16 protein-coding genes and 1 tRNA gene are annotated in these 17513 nt (G+C 63.5%); 6 read left to right on the plus strand and 11 right to left on the minus strand.

Annotation, left to right across the window (positions count from 1 at the left end; genetic code table 11):
* Positions 1–226 precede the first annotated feature (226 nt).
* The gene (locus tag KBX07_RS09045; protein ID WP_005288160.1) at positions 227–1405 is read left to right on the plus strand and encodes an IS256-like element ISCge1 family transposase; all 1179 of its coding nucleotides are present in this window, start codon (positions 227–229) and stop codon (positions 1403–1405) included.
* 115 nt (positions 1406–1520) lie between these two features.
* Here KBX07_RS09045 and KBX07_RS09050 read toward each other — a convergent pair.
* Positions 1521–1593: transfer RNA gene (locus KBX07_RS09050), tRNA-Lys, on the minus strand.
* 81 nt (positions 1594–1674) lie between these two features.
* Complete coding sequence (locus KBX07_RS09055; RefSeq protein WP_040423503.1) at positions 1675–3180, minus strand: acetyl-CoA hydrolase/transferase family protein; 1506 nt, start codon at positions 3178–3180, stop codon at positions 1675–1677.
* 140 nt (positions 3181–3320) lie between these two features.
* Between KBX07_RS09055 and dusB the strand changes: the two genes are divergently transcribed.
* Positions 3321–4487, plus strand: coding sequence for a tRNA dihydrouridine synthase DusB (gene dusB / locus KBX07_RS09060; protein WP_005288709.1), 1167 nt, complete (start codon positions 3321–3323; stop codon positions 4485–4487).
* 11 nt (positions 4488–4498) lie between these two features.
* Positions 4499–5245, plus strand: coding sequence for a phosphate uptake regulator PhoU (locus KBX07_RS09065; RefSeq protein ID WP_255998887.1), 747 nt, complete (start codon positions 4499–4501; stop codon positions 5243–5245).
* A 113-nt stretch (positions 5246–5358) separates the two neighbouring features.
* On the opposite strand, the gene pstB is transcribed toward KBX07_RS09065, so the two are convergent.
* The 5 genes from pstB to mshD all read right to left on the minus strand — a co-directional run bounded on the left by pstB (position 5359) and on the right by mshD (position 10832).
* Positions 5359–6132, minus strand: coding sequence for a phosphate ABC transporter ATP-binding protein PstB (pstB, locus tag KBX07_RS09070; RefSeq protein WP_005288704.1), 774 nt, complete (start codon positions 6130–6132; stop codon positions 5359–5361).
* 37 nt (positions 6133–6169) lie between these two features.
* On the minus strand, positions 6170–7249 hold the full coding sequence (pstA, locus tag KBX07_RS09075; protein WP_256023869.1) for a phosphate ABC transporter permease PstA: 1080 nt from the start codon (positions 7247–7249) through the stop codon (positions 6170–6172).
* A gap of 10 nt (positions 7250–7259) precedes the next feature.
* Positions 7260–8351, minus strand: a complete 1092-nt coding sequence (gene pstC / locus KBX07_RS09080; RefSeq protein WP_255995508.1) for a phosphate ABC transporter permease subunit PstC — start codon at positions 8349–8351, stop codon at positions 7260–7262.
* 190 nt (positions 8352–8541) lie between these two features.
* A complete protein-coding gene (pstS, locus tag KBX07_RS09085; protein WP_005288696.1) occupies positions 8542–9717 on the minus strand; it encodes a phosphate ABC transporter substrate-binding protein PstS in 1176 nt (391 codons plus the stop codon).
* Between the two features lie 167 nt (positions 9718–9884).
* The gene (gene mshD / locus KBX07_RS09090) at positions 9885–10832 is read right to left on the minus strand and encodes a mycothiol synthase (RefSeq protein ID WP_256023871.1); all 948 of its coding nucleotides are present in this window, start codon (positions 10830–10832) and stop codon (positions 9885–9887) included.
* A gap of 23 nt (positions 10833–10855) precedes the next feature.
* Here mshD and KBX07_RS09095 point away from each other — a divergent pair, with 23 nt between their 5' ends.
* Positions 10856–11650, plus strand: coding sequence for an LmeA family phospholipid-binding protein (locus tag KBX07_RS09095; protein WP_255995506.1), 795 nt, complete (start codon positions 10856–10858; stop codon positions 11648–11650).
* A gap of 27 nt (positions 11651–11677) precedes the next feature.
* A complete protein-coding gene (locus KBX07_RS09100) occupies positions 11678–12367 on the plus strand; it encodes an FABP family protein (protein ID WP_255998891.1) in 690 nt (229 codons plus the stop codon).
* Between the two features lie 21 nt (positions 12368–12388).
* Here the strand turns inward: KBX07_RS09100 and KBX07_RS09105 are convergent, their stop codons facing one another.
* Complete coding sequence (locus KBX07_RS09105; protein WP_256023872.1) at positions 12389–13306, minus strand: aminodeoxychorismate lyase; 918 nt, start codon at positions 13304–13306, stop codon at positions 12389–12391.
* Between the two features lie 33 nt (positions 13307–13339).
* Between KBX07_RS09105 and KBX07_RS09110 the strand changes: the two genes are divergently transcribed.
* Positions 13340–14542 (plus strand): folate-binding protein, encoded by a 1203-nt coding sequence (locus KBX07_RS09110; protein ID WP_256023874.1) that lies wholly within the window; start codon positions 13340–13342, stop codon positions 14540–14542.
* Positions 14543–14565: 23 nt separating this feature from the next.
* On the opposite strand, the gene KBX07_RS09115 is transcribed toward KBX07_RS09110, so the two are convergent.
* The 3 genes from KBX07_RS09115 to purF form a co-directional block, all read right to left on the minus strand.
* Positions 14566–14781: a DUF3073 domain-containing protein gene (locus tag KBX07_RS09115; protein WP_005288680.1), complete on the minus strand. Its 216-nt coding sequence runs from the start codon at positions 14779–14781 to the stop codon at positions 14566–14568.
* A 164-nt stretch (positions 14782–14945) separates the two neighbouring features.
* Positions 14946–16013, minus strand: coding sequence for a phosphoribosylformylglycinamidine cyclo-ligase (purM, locus tag KBX07_RS09120; RefSeq protein ID WP_256023875.1), 1068 nt, complete (start codon positions 16011–16013; stop codon positions 14946–14948).
* A 3-nt stretch (positions 16014–16016) separates the two neighbouring features.
* Positions 16017–17513: an amidophosphoribosyltransferase gene (gene purF / locus KBX07_RS09125; protein WP_256023877.1), complete on the minus strand. Its 1497-nt coding sequence runs from the start codon at positions 17511–17513 to the stop codon at positions 16017–16019.

Here is a 17513-nt window from a genome sequence, read left to right on the forward strand (position 1 = left end):
ATGGTTTGAGCATTGCCGAATACCGAAAAGTCAATGTAGCGTGAGATTGAAACTGTCCAAAAAACGTCCGCATCCTCAAAAGTGTGTCTGGAATCGCCGGTTTCCGGGGCTTAACCACGAGGTTTCAGGAAAATATATGCTTCTGGGGCATATATCTGGCTTCCTGACGGCAAATCCACGGAGGGGCTAGCGCTGTGTGCTATGTACGCCGTGGTGTGGTGGCGCAATGCCAAAGAACCAACCACGCTGCTACTGCGGCGGCGAGATGAAACGCAACGGCACCACCAGCAAAGGCACCACCAGATGGCGGTGCAAACAATGCGGCGCATCCAGCGTGAAGCACCGCGGCGACATCACCAATGCAGCGGTGTTTACCGCCTTCATTGATCATCTCACCACCGGCACCAGTCTCGATGCTGTTGCCCACCGCGTGGGATGTTCGCCCCGTACGCTGCAACGCCGGTTCGAACCGTTCTGGCTCATTGATGTGCCCGACCCCACCAATGCACATTGTGGAAGAGTTTACGACCAGGTGTTTTTAGACGGCACCTACACCGCCGGCGGCTGTTTGATCGTCGCTGCCACCATCGATCACGTCATTGCCTGGCACTGGTGCAAACACGAAACCACCCGCGACTACCAGCGACTGCTCGAACGCATCGAAGCGCCACTGATCGCTGTGATCGACGGCGGCCAAGGAGCCTTTAGCGCGATTAGAAAGTGCTGGCCGACCACGAAAATTCAACGCTGCCTCGTCCACGCCCAACGCGTCGTGCGACGCTACACCACCTCACGCCCGCGCACAGATGCTGGGCGCACCATCTACCAACTTGCGCTGAAACTGACTCGGATCACCACCTTGGATGGAGCAGCAAAATGGGGCGCGCAACTGCACGAATTCTCTACGATCTACCAAGCCTGGATGGACGAGAAAACCACGGTCAAAGACCCCAAAACCGGTACGTGGACTCGCGTGTGGACACACCACAACGTGCGCAAGGCCTACAACAGTCTCAACCACCTCTGGCGAAGCGACCTGCTGTTTGTCTACCTCAAGCCCCCAGAAACAGTCCTTGATCCTGACCGGATCAAATCCACCACAAACAGTCTGGAAGGCGGTATCAACGCCCAGCTCAAACTGCTCGCCAGGACACACCGCGGCAGATCAGGTGAACGACAACGCCGAATGCTGGATTGGTGGCTCTACCTGAAAACGGAACTGCCTGACGATCCCGTACGAATCGCCAGGCAGTCCAACTGGGGCCAGGACCAACTCGCCAAAGTAACAACCCTGACCCACAACGAGAACCAAGCCGACCACCAAACAGGACGACCAGCCCTCTACGACAACGCTATCGACACCAACTACAACCACTCAATCGGCATCCAAAAAGGCCAGATCTAACCCCCACGACACGCCGAGCCAGACACACATTTTGTCGTTTAACCCACACAAGCGCGGCCTGGTGCACGCGCAACGAAGCCCCTGGCCAATCATCACCAGGGGCTTCAACGGATCGTGGGCCCTCCGGGGCTCGAACCCGGGACCTGCGGATTAAAAGTCCGTAGCTCTACCAACTGAGCTAAAGGCCCGTAGGGTCCCATGGTAAACCCTTGGGACCCCTCGCAAGTAATCGGGCCTGAAGTTCAGCCGACCTGAGTGCGGGCAGGAACTTAGTCCTGCTTCATCGTGCCGGTCTCTTCCATGCGGAGGTGGAAGTCGAAGGCGTGACGCAGGTCGTGCGGGGTGGACTGGTACTTGGACTTCGCGGCGCGCGCGACGTACTCCTCCAACAGCGGGCGGTAGGTCGGGTGGGCAATCGAAATCATCTTGGCCACGCGGTCGCGCGGAGCCAGGCCGCGCAGGTCAGCGACACCGTACTCGGTGATGAAGACCATCGCGTCGTGCTCGGTGTGGTCCACATGCGACACGAACGGCACGATGGCGGAGATGGCGCCGCTCTTCGCCTCCGACGGGGAGATGAAGGAGGATATGAATGCGTTACGGGTGAAGTCGCCGGAACCGCCCAGGGCGTTCATCAGGCGGGAGCCGTTGATGTGGGTGGAGTTGGCGTTACCGTAAATGTCCGCCTCGATCATGCCGTTGGTGGCAATCAAGCCTGTGCGGCGGATGACCTCCGGGTGGTTGGAGATGGACTGCGGGCGCAGGATGATGGACTCGCGGTAGCGGGATGCCTCGTTGTTCATCTTCTCCGCGTACTCCGGGGACAGGGAGAAGGAGGTTGCGGAAGCCACGGTCATCTTGCCGGCATCGATCAGGTCGACCATGCCGTCCTGGATCACCTCGGTGTAGGCCTGGATGTTCTCGAACTTGGACTCCATCAGGCCCGCCATCACAGCGTTCGGGACATTGCCCACGCCGGACTGCATGACGTAGCCGTCGTAGGCGAGACGGCCAGCCTTGACCTCGTTCTCCAGGAAGTCCAGGAAGTTGCCGGCGATCTGCTCGGAGGTCTCGTCCGGCGCCTTGAAGGGTGCGTTGCGGTCCGGATCGTTGGTCTCCACCACAGCGACGACCTTCTCCGGATCGATCTCGATGTAGGTGGTGCCGATGCGGTCGCCCGCCTTGGTGATCGGGACCGGGATGCGGTTCGGCAGCGGCGGCACGAGCCAGATGTCGTGCATGCCCTCGAGCTCCTCAGACTGCCACTCGTTGACCTCAATGATGATCTTTTTGGCAGCGTTAAGGAACTCCACGGAGTTACCCACGGAGGAAGACGGGATGATGTTGCCGCTCTCATCGATCCGCACAGCCTCAACGATGGCGACATCGAGGTCGCCGAAGAAGCCCTGCTCAACCATCATGCCGGAGTGGGACAGGTGGATGTCCTGGAACTTCATCTCACCCGAGTTGATCTTGTTACGCATCGTCGGGTCGGACTGGTACGGCATGCGGTAACGCAGCGCGTTCGCCTCAGCCAGCACGCCGTCGCACTCCGGAGCAGTGGAAGCACCAGTGAACAGATCGATGCTGAAGTCCTGGCCCTTATCATGGGCGGCCTTCGCCTTCTCCGCGATGGCGGTCGGCAGCGCCTTCGGGTAGCCCGCGCCGGTGAAGCCGGACATGCCGACCTTGTCGCCGTGCTCGACGAACTGGGCAGCCTCGTCGGCGGACATGACCTTGTCCCGCAGCTGCGCGTGCGAAATGCGGTCGCTCATCTTGTACTCCTTGTATGTCGCGTGTGCTTCTTTCACACCATTGTGACGCACCTGGCATTTTTGCGCCACTACCTAGTAAGTAACGTGGCCTGCGTCTCGACCGTGTCCGGGTTTGTGTCCGGCGTGGCCGAGCGGGAACAATGAGCGTTGTGATTACCACTGCCCCCCAACTGCGCATCGGCGGCATCGAACTCGCCTCGCCGGTCATCCTCGCTCCGATGGCCGGCGTGACGGACATGCCGTTCCGTGTGCTGTGCCGCGAGATCGAGGAAGATCTCACGGGCACGGTATCGGGACTGTACGTGTGCGAGATGATCACGGCCCGCGCGCTTGTGGAAGGCAACGAGAAGACCCTGCACATGACCACATTCGCGCCGCAGGAGACACCGCGGTCGATGCAGCTGTACACCGTCGACCCGGAATACACCTACAAGGCTGTCCGAATGATCGTCGAGGGCGACATGGCGGACCACGTGGATATGAACTTCGGCTGCCCCGTGCCCAAGGTGACCCGCCGCGGCGGCGGTTCCGCGATTCCGTACAAGCGCGGGCTGTACCGCAACATCGTCTCCGCCGCGGTCAAAGCAGCTGACGGCCGCGTTCCGGTCACCGTGAAGTTCCGCGTGGGCATTGACGACGAGCACAAGACCCACCTGGATGCCGGCCGCATCGCCGCTGAAGAAGGCGCATCGGCCGTCACACTGCACGCCCGCACGGCCGCCCAGCGTTATTCCGGCACCGCAGACTGGGACGAAATCTCCCGGCTGGTCGAGCATATGGACGGCACGGGGATCCCCGTGCTGGGCAACGGCGACATCTTCGCCTCCACCGACGCAGAAGAGATGATGGAGCGCACCGCCTGCGACGGTGTCGTCGTCGGCCGCGGCTGCCTTGGCCGGCCGTGGCTCTTCGCCCAGCTCTCCGCCCAACTGCGCGGCGAAGTGGTTCCGGCAGAACCGACGCTTGGCCAAGTCGCCCGCATCATGGCCCGCCACGGTGAGCTGCTCGCCGCCCACAACGGCGAAGAGCGTGGGTGCCGCGAGCTACGCAAGCACGTCGGCTGGTACCTGCGCGGCTTCCCCGTCGGCGGCCAATTCCGCAGCGAGCTCGCCCGTGTGTCCACGCTCGAGGAGCTCCACTCCCACCTATCCGCTATTTTCGACTCCGACGCCATGGCCGAAGCCGCCGACGAAGCCCGCGGCCGCAAAGGCTCCAGCGCGAAGGTCGTTCTGCCCGAAGGGTGGCTGGACGATCCCGAGGACGACGCGGTGCCTGTGGGGGCGGAGATTGAGAACTCGGGCGGGTAACGTCATAAAGCATGCGAACCGCCTACCGCGACCACCTCGACGCCTTCTCGCGCGACCTGCAGAGGATGAGCGACACTGTGCGCACGATGATGAAGCATGCGTCGACCGCGGTGCTCGAGGCATCGCTTGACGACGCTGAAGCTGCCCTGACCGCCGCCGACTCCCTCAAAGAGATCCGCGACCGGTGCGAACGCCGCTCCATGCAGCTGCTCGCCCTGGAGAACCCGGTCGCCTCCGAGCTGCGGCAGGTCTTCACGTCGATCTACATTGTCGAAGATTTCAACCGCATGGGCGCGTTGGCCAAGCACATCGCCAATACAGCTCGGCTGCGCCACCCCGACCCGGTGGTGCCGCTTGACGGGCCGGGGGCGTCGTTACGCGAAAGCATCGTGGAGTTCGCCGGACGCACGGACACGATGGGGGAACTGATCCACGACCAGCTCATCAGCCCCGACGCGGACCTCGCGCTGGAGATGAATGAGCTTGATGACGCTGTCGATGACACCCACAAGCAACTCCTGACCACCCTGACCAGCCGCGAATGGGAAGGCCCCAACCGCCTCGCCGTCGACCTAGCGCTCATCGCGCGTTTTTACGAACGCTACGCCGATCACTGCGTCAACGTCGCCGCACGCATCGTTTTCCTCGTCACTGGCTTGACCCCGGAAAACTACATTGAAAGCAAAGACTCCGACGGCCAAGACGTGGAAATGGATGAACGTTTCCAGGAGCTCGAGCGCTACTTCGCCGAAGACTAGGCCGGCCGCTAGCCGGCGGCGGCGCTGGAATAGCCCAGCTACCGTTGAAAAAGGCACAAGCCCTCCGGCCCGAAGGCCGAAAGGCTTTGCGTGGTATCCCGAAGTAGAGTGGTTTAACCGAAGCGACCGGAGATGTAGTCTTCGGTCTCCTTGCGCTCCGGGTTCTCGAAGATGGTGGTGGTGTCGTTGAACTCCACCAGGTGGCCCGGCTTACCGGTTGCCTCGAGGGAGAAGAAGCCGGTCTTGTCGGACACGCGGGCTGCCTGCTGCATGTTGTGGGTCACGATGACGATGGTGTACTCGTCCTTCAGCTCGTGAATGAGGTCCTCAACAGCGAGGGTGGAAATCGGGTCCAGAGCGGAGCAGGGCTCGTCCATGAGGAGGACCTCAGGACGGACAGCGATCGCGCGAGCGATGCACAGACGCTGCTGCTGACCACCGGAAAGGCCGCCGCCCGGCTTGTCCAGACGGTCCTTGACCTCGTCCCAGAGGTTCGCACCGCGCAGGGACTGCTCGGTGATCTCCTTGAGCTTCTTCTTGTCCTTTTCACCCTGGAGGGTCAGGCCAGCGACGACGTTCTCCTCGATGGACATGGTCGGGAACGGGTTCGCTTTCTGGAACACCATGCCGACGGTGTTGCGCACTGCAACCGGGTCAACGTTGTCGGCGTAGATGTCGTGGCCGTCGAGGAGGACCTCGCCGTCGACGGAGGCGTTCGGGATGACCTCGTGCATGCGGTTGAGGGTGCGCAGCACGGTGGACTTGCCGCAACCAGACGGACCGATGAATGCGGTCACGGCCTGGCCGGGGATCTTCATGTTGACGCTCTGCACGGCGTGGAAGTCGCCGTAGTAAATGTCGAGATCGTTGAGCTCGAGCTTAGACATTGTGTTTTCTCCTGGAGAGTGAAAGGGGGTTAGCGGCTTACTTCTTGACCGAGTACTTGGACGCGATGAGGCGAGCAAGCAGGTTCAGGGCGACGACGATGAGGACCAGGGTGAGGGCAGCACCCCACAGGCGGTCAGTAACGGCCTGAGCCGAACCAGACTTCCACATGTCGAGCATGAACAGCGGCAGCGACGACTGCGGTCCTTCGAAGATGTTGAACGCGTTCATCACCTTCGTCGAACCCACGAGGATCAGCACCGGAGCGGACTCGCCCATGACGCGGGCGACAGCCAGCATGATGCCGGTGACGATGCCGGACAGGGCCGTCGGCAAAACGATGCGGACGATCGTCTTCCATTTCGGCACGCCCAGTGCGTACGTGGCTTCTCGTAGGTCCATTGGGACGACACGGAGCATCTCCTCCGTATTTCGCACCACGATGGGGACCATCAGCAGGATCAGAGACAGGGCGACGGCGAAACCGGAGCGCTCCTGGCCGAGGATGGTGATCCACAGGGCGTAGATGAACAGGGCGGACACGATCGACGGGACACCGGAGAGGATGTCCACCATGAAGGTGGTCAGTTTGCCCAGACGGTTGCCGCCGGAGTACTCCACCAGGTAAATCGCGGTGAAGACACCGATCGGGATGGAGAACAGGGACGCGATGAGGGTTTGGACGAGGGTACCGACGATGGCGTGCGCTGCACCGCCGCCTGGGGCACGGGTACGCGCGCCACCCATGTCCTCAGTCCACCAATCGACGTCCAAGATCGGGCCAATGCCGCGGCTGACAAGGGTGAACAGCAGCCAGCCGAGCGGGATCAGTGCGAGGATCATGGCCAGCCACATCAGGCCGCCCATGAAGCCGTTGGTGAATTTACGGCCACCAGAAATGTCGGTGAACGGGTTGTCCCCGCCTGACTTCGTTTTCGCAGGCTCGCGGGTTTCGGTGGCGGTTTCGGTTGCGGTTGCGGTTGCGGTTGCCGCGGCCGAACCAGCGGAGGCGCCGGTGGAGTCCTTGTCGGTCTTTACAACCTTGTCTTCCTTCACAACCTTGTCGGCCTTGTCTGCCTTGTCAGGCTGGCCAGAGTTGCCGGAATATGCAGTGCTCATGGCTACTCTCCTACTTGTTGACGATCGCGCGGGCGATCGAGTTGACGATGAAGGTCAGCAAGAACAGCACCAGGCCGGCAGCGATGTAGGCACCTGCCGAGACCTCGTTGTTGAACTCTGCGGACGCGTTTGCAATCGCGGTAGCGAAGGTGGTGCCGCCGTCAAACAGCGACCCACGAAAGGCACCACTCGGGGACACGACCATGTAGAGCGCCATGGTCTCACCGAGAGCGCGGCCCAGGCCAAGCATCGAGCCGGCGATGTAGCCAGACAGGCCGAACGGCAGCACGGTCATGCGGATGACTTCCCAGCGGGTAGCACCGAGTGCCAGAGCGGACTCGATCTGGCCGGGAGGGGTCTGCACGAAGACCTCACGCGCAGTCGCGGCGATGACCGGGAGGATCATGATCGCCAGGACGATGCCACCGGTGAGGATGTTACGGCTGGTGGCGAAGGCCGGCGAGTTACCGTCCGCAGTGAACAGGAATGTGTTCCCGAGGAAGGTGCCGTGGATCCATTCGTAGAAACCGGACAGTGCTGGGCCGAGGACCTGCGCACCCCACAGACCGTAAACGATGGACGGCACGGCGGCGAGCATGTCCACCAGCGTTGCCAGCGGGCGAACCAGCTGCTTCGGCGCGTAGTTGGACAGGAAGATGGCGATGCCCAGGGCGATCGGCATAGCGATGATCAGGGCGATGATCGAGACCATCATGGTCACAAAGAACAGGTTCGGAATACCGAACTGCATGTTCTCCAGGTTCGAGGTCTGCCAGGGACCGGTGTAGGTGAAGAAGTTCTCCTTGTTCAGGCGCAGCGGCTTGATCGCCTGCAGCACGAGGAACAGACCGACGGCCGCGATGATCACAGTGATCAGCGCCGCGGAAATGGTGGAGAGAGCTTCGAAGATGCGGTCGCCCGGGCGCTTGACGCCAGCGCCTCCGCCGGAGGTGTGGCCAGTTGCGGGGGTGTCAGAAACTGCGGGGTCCTGGCCCTTCTCGCGCGGTGTGGCCTGGGAGGAGCTGACCACCGCATCTTCGCGAGTGGCAGGTCCGGCGCCGCGGTCGTCGTGCTCAGTTGCCGGCAATTCGTTGTCAGCCATAGTGACGAATCCTTTGTGTGAAAGTTCTGAATGCGGTGCTCCGCTCATGCGGGTCCGCAGAAGAAGACATGTGGTTTCTCAGTTAGAACTCAGAAACTCGTTGCCACAAAGACATACCCCCGGCTCACTTCGGTAGCAGGGGGTATGCCGGTCGGCTAGGACCGCAGTCCTAGCCGACCATCAAAAGCGCTTAGCTGATGGCTTCGACAGACTCGCGCAGCTTGTCAGCGAACTCGCCGGAAACCGGGATGAAGCCAGCGTCCTCGAGCTCTTCGTCCTGGGACTCCAGAACGACGGTCAGGAAGTCCTTGACCTGGTTGCGGGTCTTCTCGTCGTCGTACTTGGAGCAGACGATCTCGTAGGTGGTCAGGATGAGCGGGTAGGAGTCAGCCTCCTGCTGGGCGAAGAGAGCGTCAGCGTCGACGACCATGTCGTTGCCCTCGGACTTGAACTCGACCTTATCCAGAGCAGCGTTGACGGTGTCGTTGTTCAGCTCGACCGGGCCATTGCCGAAGTCGACGTTAGCAACGCCGAGCTCGAGGTCGCGGGCGTAGCCAGCCTCAACGTAGGTGATGGCGCCGTTGGTGGCGTTGACCTGCTCAGCAACAGCGGTGGAGCCGTTAGCACCAGCGCCGACCTTCTGCGGGAATGCCTTGCCTTCGCCTTCCCACTTGCCGTCGGAAGCAGCAGACAGGAACTTCTGGAAGTTGTCGGAGGTACCGGACTCGTCAGAGCGGTAGATCACGGAGATCTCCTGGTCCGGCAGGTCTGCGCCGTCGTTGTTCTCAGCGATCTTCGGGTCGTTCCACTTGGTGATGGTGCCGTCGAAAATCTCAACGATGTTGTCGATGGACAGGTTCAGGTCCTCAACGCCCTCAAGGTTGTAGGCGACAGCGACCGGGCCGATGACCATCGGCAGGTGCCATGCGTCGTTGCCACCGCAACGCTCCTTGGCCTGCTCAACCTCGCCCTTGTCCTCCTTCAGCGGGGAGTCAGAGCCGGCGAAAGCAGCCTGGTTGCCCACGAAGTTCTTGATGCCGCTACCGGAACCGGTTGCGTTGTACGCGAGGTTAGCGCCGTCGACAGCCTCAGCGTAGCGGGAACCGAAGTAGTCCATGGCGTTTGCCTGAGAGGTAGCACCCTCAGCAACGAGCTGGCCGGACTCGCCGGACAGGCCCTCGATTTCACCGGTGTCGGTGCTCTCGTTTGCGGAGTCGTTGGAGTTGTCGCCGTTGTCTGCGGAGTCGCCGCAAGCGACCAGGGAAACGGAGGTCAGTGCTGCAAGGCCGGCGAGAGCGGCGGTGCGCTTGATGTTACGGATCACGGGATACCTTTCCGGTGCGAATTCAGATCTTCTTCTGAGCATCGGTCCCAAGCCGCCGTGGTCACGGATGCGCGTTTTCGCGCGCCAGTCACCGTGGCTGGGTGCTCACGTATGGGAAAGCTACGGGCTGCGCGTTAACCCAACAGGTTCTAAACGGTGAACAATGCGTTAACTTTGTGGTCTCCTGTGAATTAGTGGTGCGTTCTATGTCACAAAGTGCGCTGATTTGAGTAGACAACATGGCGTTCCGCGACGCTAAACCCCATGTCTACGTACCTTTTCACCGCTGGCTCGTTGTCTGACTCCACGTACAGGATGACGCGCTGCGCACCGCCATTCACCAAGTGCTCCAGCCCGGCGCGCATCAGCGGTTCGCCTAGCCCGGTGCCACGGTAATTGCTCGCCAATCCGACAACGTAGACCTCACCGAGAGTGCGGGAATGCCGCTTCGTCCAGTGGAATCCCGCTAACGCCGGCTCGCCGGAAACATCCCACAGCAGCCGCACGCCGTTCGGGTCGAACCAGTCCGTGTCCATTCCCTCTTTCAGCCGGTCCAGATCCCAGCCGCCTTGCTCGGGGTGCCACGAAAACGCGTCGTTGTTCACAGCGAGCCATTGCTTATCGACGTCTTCGCGCCCCCACTTGCCCACCGCCTCCGCGTAACTGATGTCCTCTATATGGGAGCCACCCGCCCACGATGCGATCTCGCCCAGCAATTCATCCGTGCCCCGCGCGACGGCCGCCAGCTTCTCTCCCGCGACATCCATGACAAGCAGCTCGCGCACAACATCGAGGTCAAGAGATGCTCCGAGCGCCTGCGCTGCAGGCAGGTTACCGTGCGCCCACAAACCAGCGTCGTCACGGCGCTGCAGCACCTCCCGCGCCAACGCTGCGCCTACTCCAGCACCGCGCCGCGGCGGGTGGACTGCCAGCTCGGCCGATCCGTCGGGGGCGAGGGCGGCGAGGCCAGCAAGGGAGCCGTCGATAAGCGCTGCGATGTGCGTGTGCTCGTCGCCGTCGAGACCGCGGACGAAGGCCTCGGAGAACGCCTCCACGCCATCGTGCTCAGCAGCGCGGGCGAGGATATCGCGCGCCGCCCCGGCTGTGTCAGCGTCGCGGTCGCGGAAGGAAACAGTGGTAATGGAAACGTCCGTCATGCCCCCAGGCTACGGTAAAAGACATGGCGGACGGCACGACATTGGCGCAGCGGCAGACAACGCCGCGCACGGGGCTCAAAGCCGGCGCAGTGGTCGCTGGAGTCCTTGCGGTTGTGCTCGGAATCGGGTTCGTGACAGACGCGGCGGGCACGGCGAGCATCGAGAAGCGCTTGGCGGCGAACGCACGCGCCGCAGACGATTTGGCGGCAGACCCGGAGACGTACGTCGGCGGTTTACCGTTCGCACAGGTCCGCTTCACCGATGAGGTGCCACGCGTGAGTTTCCAGGCGCTCGATGTGCAGGTAGACGGCATTGGCATCGCCAATTCCCGCACCGACATCTACGAGATCACGATCCCCGCAGATAAGGCCTACGACGCTGACTTCATTGGTGCGCGCGCCAAACGCGTGGAGAACACGCTGTCGCTCGACGGTGTCGCATTCGGCCAGTTACTGGGCATGACGGACCTGGACATCGCCAACCCGTACAACATCTCCCCGACCGGCGGCAGCGAGGCCGAAGCCCAGCTCTCCGGCACCGTCCCCGGCACAGAGGAGAAAACCACCGCGGTGGTCACCCTGCGTCTGACCGGCACAACCTTCCGCATGGAGCCGAAGCAGCTTATCGACGTCCCCGACGCACTCACCGACACCGTCACCTCCGCCTACACCCTCGAACTAGACACCCGCGACCTACCGATCGGTGCGCAGGCAGACAAAGTCGACGTCTCCGGCGGCTCCATCCGCTTCTCCGCACAACGCCGGGATGTGGAGCTGACCCAAGACATGCTCTCGCCGGTAGCCGCCACTGCCCGTTAGGTCCCGCGGTGACTACTGTGGGTAGGCATGGACAACACCGACAACTGCACGACCCCTGAGCGCAACGCCCTGGACGGCAACGAGGCAGTCAACCTCGCCGCAGAGCAGTCGAAGAACACCGCGCACCGCAACATCCCGGCGCTAGGGCTCGATGAAATCCCGCTTCCGGACGACACCGCGAACCTGCGCGAAGGCCCCAGCCTGCACGACGGCCTCCTGGCACTGCTGCCACTGGTGGGCGTCTGGCAGGGCACCGGCCAAGCCGTCGACGACAGCGCTGCTGACGGCGACGCCGCCGAATACGCCTTCGGCCAGCAACTGATCATCTCCCACGACGGTGAGAACTACCTGCGCTTCGACTCCCGCACGTGGCGCATCGATGCTGACGGCAACCCCGTCGGCGCCGATCAGCGCGAGTCCGGCTTCTGGCGCATCTCCCTCGACGACGCCATTGAGGTCACCTTGACCAACTCCCGCGGCCTGGTGGAGATCATGTACGGCGAGCCCGTCAACGAGCGCGCCTGGCAGCTGCAGTCGGCCTCGACCATCGCCACGGAGACCGGCCCCGCCACCCACGGCCCCGGCAAGCGCCTGTACGGCCTCATGCCCAACAACAACTTGGGCTGGGTCGACGAGCGGGTCGCCGCCGGCTCCACCCAGGACGACATCACCTTCATCCCCTACATGTCGGGCGAGCTCAAGCGCGTGGCTGGTTAACGGTCTCGCTGTGCTCGGCCGTTAAGAAGTGGCTGGGGTTGCCAAAGCTGCGTCGATAAGCTGGCGCAGCTTTTTCTCGTCCTTCTTGGACGGCGCAGGCAGCTCCTCCCCGTCGATCGTGGTGACGCGCACCCCGCCGCGGACGGAGCTGACTAACCATACCTGGTCGGCGCCTCGCAGGTCAGCGACGGTGAGCTCTTTCTCTTTGCACTTCCAGCCGTCACGCTCGGCGTGAGTGAACACGGACGCCTGTGTCGTGCCGGGCAGCACGTCGCCGCCCGTGACCGGCGTCCGCAGCTTGCCGCCGCTGACCACCAGCACAGACGATGTCGCTCCTTCCAGGACGCGGCCGGACGCGTCGACGTAGATGACATCGTCGTATCCGTTCTGCTTCGCCCACCGCAGCGCAGCCATCGCCGCGGCGTAGTTGAGCGACTTCGCGCCGACAGTCAGCCACGGCGCGGCGTCGGCGTCGCTGCCGCTGGCTAAGGTGTAGCCGCGCTGCGCCGTCATCACGCGCACACCATTTTCGCGCTGGTCCAGCTGTTCCTGCGGAATCGGCCGGACCGTCACCCAGGCGCTGGGCACGCCCGTCGACTCACGCCCACGGGTGTAGGTCCACTGGCACTTCGCCTCCACCTCGGCTGCATCGAGTCCGGACTCGCGCACGAAGTCCCCCACTGCCTCGGCTGTCGCCTTCTCCCACGTCGCCGCTTCCGGCGCGGGCAGGCCCAGCAGCTGCGCAGAACTTTGAAAGCGTTGCACATGTGCCGCCAGATTCACCGGTTCACCGTGGCGGATGAGGATGGTCTCAAAGCAGCCGTCGCCGCGTGTGACGGCAGCATCGTCCCAGTACACGTGCGGAAGATTGGCGTTTTGGCGTCGCAGGGAACCGCCGAACGGCTCCACGAGATAGATAACTGGCTGTTGGGCGCGCATACCGGCCCATTATGCCCGCGTAGGATCGGACAGGTGAGTTACCGTTCGCCTATCCTCGCCGTGCGCGGCGCCACAGAACTACCCGACGCATCGCTTATCGACGCCGCAGGCGTCCCCTCCCACTACAGCGACCCCCTGCGCGAACAACGCGCAGTCGAACGCGGCGGGGTGGTCATCGACCGCAGCCACCGCCGCGTCATCCGCGTCGCCGGACCCGACGCGCCGGTGTACCTGAACAACCTGCTCTCGCAGAAGCTTGACGATGTCTCCCCCGGCTTCACCGCCGCCGCCCTCGACCTGGACATGCAGGGCCGAATCCTCCACCACGCCGATGTCACCCGCACTGAGGACGCCTTTTACCTCGATGTCCCCTCCTACGCCTTCGAGACCTTTCTCGACTTCCTGACCAAGATGATCTTCTGGTCCGACGTCACCGTCGAAGAGGCGGACCTGGCCATCCTCACCGTGCTCGGCGCCCCGTCTTCCTTCGACCCAGCCGCCGTGCTCGCTACCCCGCCCGCTTTCGTGCGGACGGTCGACTGGCGCGGCCCGCGGCGTGTCGACATCGCCGTCCCGCGCGAGGAGTTGATGGACGCGTTCCGCGCGCTCACCGGTGCCGACGGCGCGGCACTGGCACCCGCCGGCATCATGACCTTCACAGCCGAGCGCATCAAGGCTCTCGAACCAGAGCAGCGTGCAGACCTCGACGCCAAATCCATCCCGCACGAAGTGCACACGCTCATTGCCCGGGGCGGCAACCTGGGCGCCGTGCACCTGGACAAGGGCTGCTACCGCGGCCAGGAGACCGTCGCGCGTGTGGAGAACCTCGGACGTTCCCCGCGCCTTCTGGTCATGCTGCATATCGACGGTTCCGCCCCCGTCGACCCCCAGCCCGGCGACACCATCACCATGGGCGGGCGCACCGTCGGACGCCTCGGCTCCGTCGCGCAGGACTGCGACTACGGGCCGATCGGCTTGGCACTGGTGAAGCGGTCTGCTCTCAACGCTCCGGCCACACCGGGCCCCGCCGCGGCGATCGGCGCGCAGTTGGAGATCCTCGCGGGCAGCGTCCCAGGCGGCGCCGAATCTACCGACAGCGCGGAAGCCACCGCCGACCTAGTGGTCATTTCCGCGTCCGTGGACCCTGACTCTCTCCCTGCGGATGAGGGCCAGCGGGCGGGGCGGGTGGCCGTCAATAAGCTGCGCGGCAACGCGAAAACGCACCCCGCCAAATAAAAGCGGGGTGCGCGTAAGCGGGCTTATCGACGCTGCGCGTCGTCCTCCGGATCCCAGTCCGCGTACTCAGCGTACTGCGGGTCTACCTCGTAGTCGTCGGAGTCATCCTCATCCCACTCGGAACGGGTGGGCTCGCCTGCAAGCTCACGCTGGAGCGAATCCAGATCCATGTCAGGCGTGTTGTACTTCAGCTGGCGTGCAACCTTGGTCTGCTTTGCTTTGGCGCGTCCGCGGCCCATGGCGTGACCCCCTTGAGGTGTCCTAAAGGGCGGCTCGGGAATTCGGCGGCCCTTTTCATATCTTAAAAATTTGTCCTGCAAGCCATAATAGCGTGCGAGTCAAATTAACGCGCACACAGCCGCCGCCTGCGCAAACACGGCCACACGAGCAGCGCAGAAAAATTTTAGAAAGAGTGGGATCCCACAAGCACAGCGCGTGCTCCCTCGTCTGCGTCGGTGGCGCCGCGGACTTCGCCGAGCTCCCAGCATTCGACGTGGCGGGCGGTGAGCATCGCCAGCGCGCGGTCGCGGTCCTCCGGCGCAACAATGGCGACCATGCCGACACCCTGGTTGAAGGTCTTCTCCATCTCGGTGTCCGGCACCTTGCCCACAGAGCGGATCGTGCGGAAGATTTCCGGCGGGCTCCATGTTGCGCGGTGCATTTCCGCGACCTTGCCTTCGGGGATGACGCGCTCCATGTTGCCCACCAGGCCGCCGCCGGTGACGTGGCAGAACGTGCGCACCTCGCACTCGTTGGCCAACGCCAAGCAATCCAGGGCGTAGATGCGGGTCGGCTCCAGCAGCTCCTCGCCGAGGGTGCGACCCAGCTCCTCGATGTGGCCGTCCAGCGGCAGGCCGGCCTTTTCCAGCAGGACGTGGCGGGCCAGCGAGTAGCCGTTGGAGTGCAGACCAGAGGAGGCCATGCCGATGATGACATCCCCCTCGCGCACGCGGTCCGGGCCGAGCACCTCCTCAGCTTCCACCACGCCGACAGCGGTGGCGGACACGTCGTACTCGTTCTCCCCCATGACGCCCGGGTGCTCCGCAGTCTCCCCGCCGAGCAGAGCACATCCGGCCTGGACGCAGCCCTCGGCGATGCCGCCGACGATATCGGCAATCTTCTCCGGCACCACCTTCCCCACCGCGATGTAGTCCTGCAGGAACAGCGGCTCCGCGCCGCAGACCACAAGATCGTCGACGCACATGGCCACCAGGTCGATGCCGATGGTGTCGTGCTTGTCCATCGCCTGGGCGACGGCGAGCTTCGTGCCCACACCGTCCGAACCAGCCGCGAGCAGCGGCTGCTTGTAGTTACCCAGCGCGAAGAGACCGGCGAAGCCTCCCAGGCCACCACGGACCTCGGGGCGGGTGGCGCGCTTGGCGTGGTCCTTGATCAGCTCGACAGCGCGGTCGCCTTCCTCAATGTTGACGCCGGCAGCGGCGTAGGAGACTTCCGACTCGGGGGTGGTCATGGCTTAAAACATCCCTTCCTGAATGCGGCGCACGGCATCCGCGTTCACGTTGTTCTCCGGCAGGCCCAGCGGGTAGTGGCCGTCGAAGCAGGCCGCACACAGGCTTGCCGCGGGCCGCTCCGTGGAGGCGATCATGTCGTCGATCGAGACGAATGCCAGTGTATCCGCACCGATGACACGGCAAATGTTCTCGGCGACAGCGGCATCATCCCCGCCGGCGTTGTTAGCAATCAGCTCGCCCGGGCTGGCGAAGTCAATGCCGTAGAAGCACGGCCACTTCACCGGCGGGGAGGCAATGCGCACATGCACCTCGGCAGCGCCCGCTTCACGCAGCATCCGGATCAGTTTGCGCTGCGTGTTACCGCGGACAATGGAGTCGTCCACGACCACGAGCGACTTGCCCTCGATGATCTCGCGCACCGGGTTGAGCTTTAACCTCAAGCCCAGCTGGCGCAGCGTGTCCGACGGTTGGATGAACGTGCGCCCTACATACGCGTTCTTCATCAGGCCCTGCGCGAACGGAATACCGGACTCTTCGGCATACCCGATCGCGGCGGGAGTGCCCGACTCCGGCACAGGCATGACGACGTCCGCATCCACCGGCGCCACATGCGACAACCTACGGCCAATCTCCAGGCGGGCCGCGTTGACTGTCTTGCCCTCAATGACCGAATCGGGGCGGGCAATGTAGACGTACTCGAATACGCAGGTCTTCGGCGTCGGCTCGGCGTAGCGCTCGGTGTGGATGCCGGAGGCGTCGATCGCAATGAGCTCGCCAGGCTCGATGTCGCGCACGAAAGAAGCGCCCGTGATGTCCAGCGCTGACGTTTCAGAGGCGATGACCCAGCCCTTCTCCAGTCGGCCGAGCGACAGCGGGCGCACACCGTGCGGGTCACGGGCAGCGTACAACGTGTGGCCGTCGGTGAACACCAGACAGAAAGCGCCCTTAATCTGCGGCAGCAGTTCGCGGGCGGAATCGAGCAGGGTGCGCTCGCCGGTCACTCCGTCGGCAAGCAAGGCACTGACAACAGCCGTGTCGGACGAAGAACCCTGCCCGTCAACGCCGTCGCGCGGGACGAGCTTGCGGTCGACGGCCGCATCGCGCAGTGTCGCGTAGTTCGTCAGATTGCCGTTGTGCGCCAACGACACATCGGTGCCGTTCGGCGAGGTCCGGAACATCGGCTGGACGTTCTCCCAGCTCTGCGCACCAGCTGTGGAATAGCGGGTGTGGCCGATCGCCACGTCGCCCTGCAACGCGTCGAGGATCGCCTCATCGAAAACCTGGGAGACCAGTCCGCTGTCCTTGAAGACCACGATGCGCCCCTGGTCGCCCACCGCGATGCCGGCACCCTCCTGGCCGCGGTGCTGGAGGGCGAACAGGCCGAAGTACGTCAGCTTCGACACGTCCTCCCCGGGCGCCCACACCCCGAACACACCGCATTCTTCGCGTGGCTCGGGCTCGTCTGCTTCCAGATTCAGCATCGGGTTCTGCACCTGCAT

The sequence above is a fragment of the Corynebacterium sp. CCUG 70398 genome, from assembly GCF_024454055.1.
Taxonomy (GTDB): domain Bacteria; phylum Actinomycetota; class Actinomycetes; order Mycobacteriales; family Mycobacteriaceae; genus Corynebacterium; species Corynebacterium genitalium.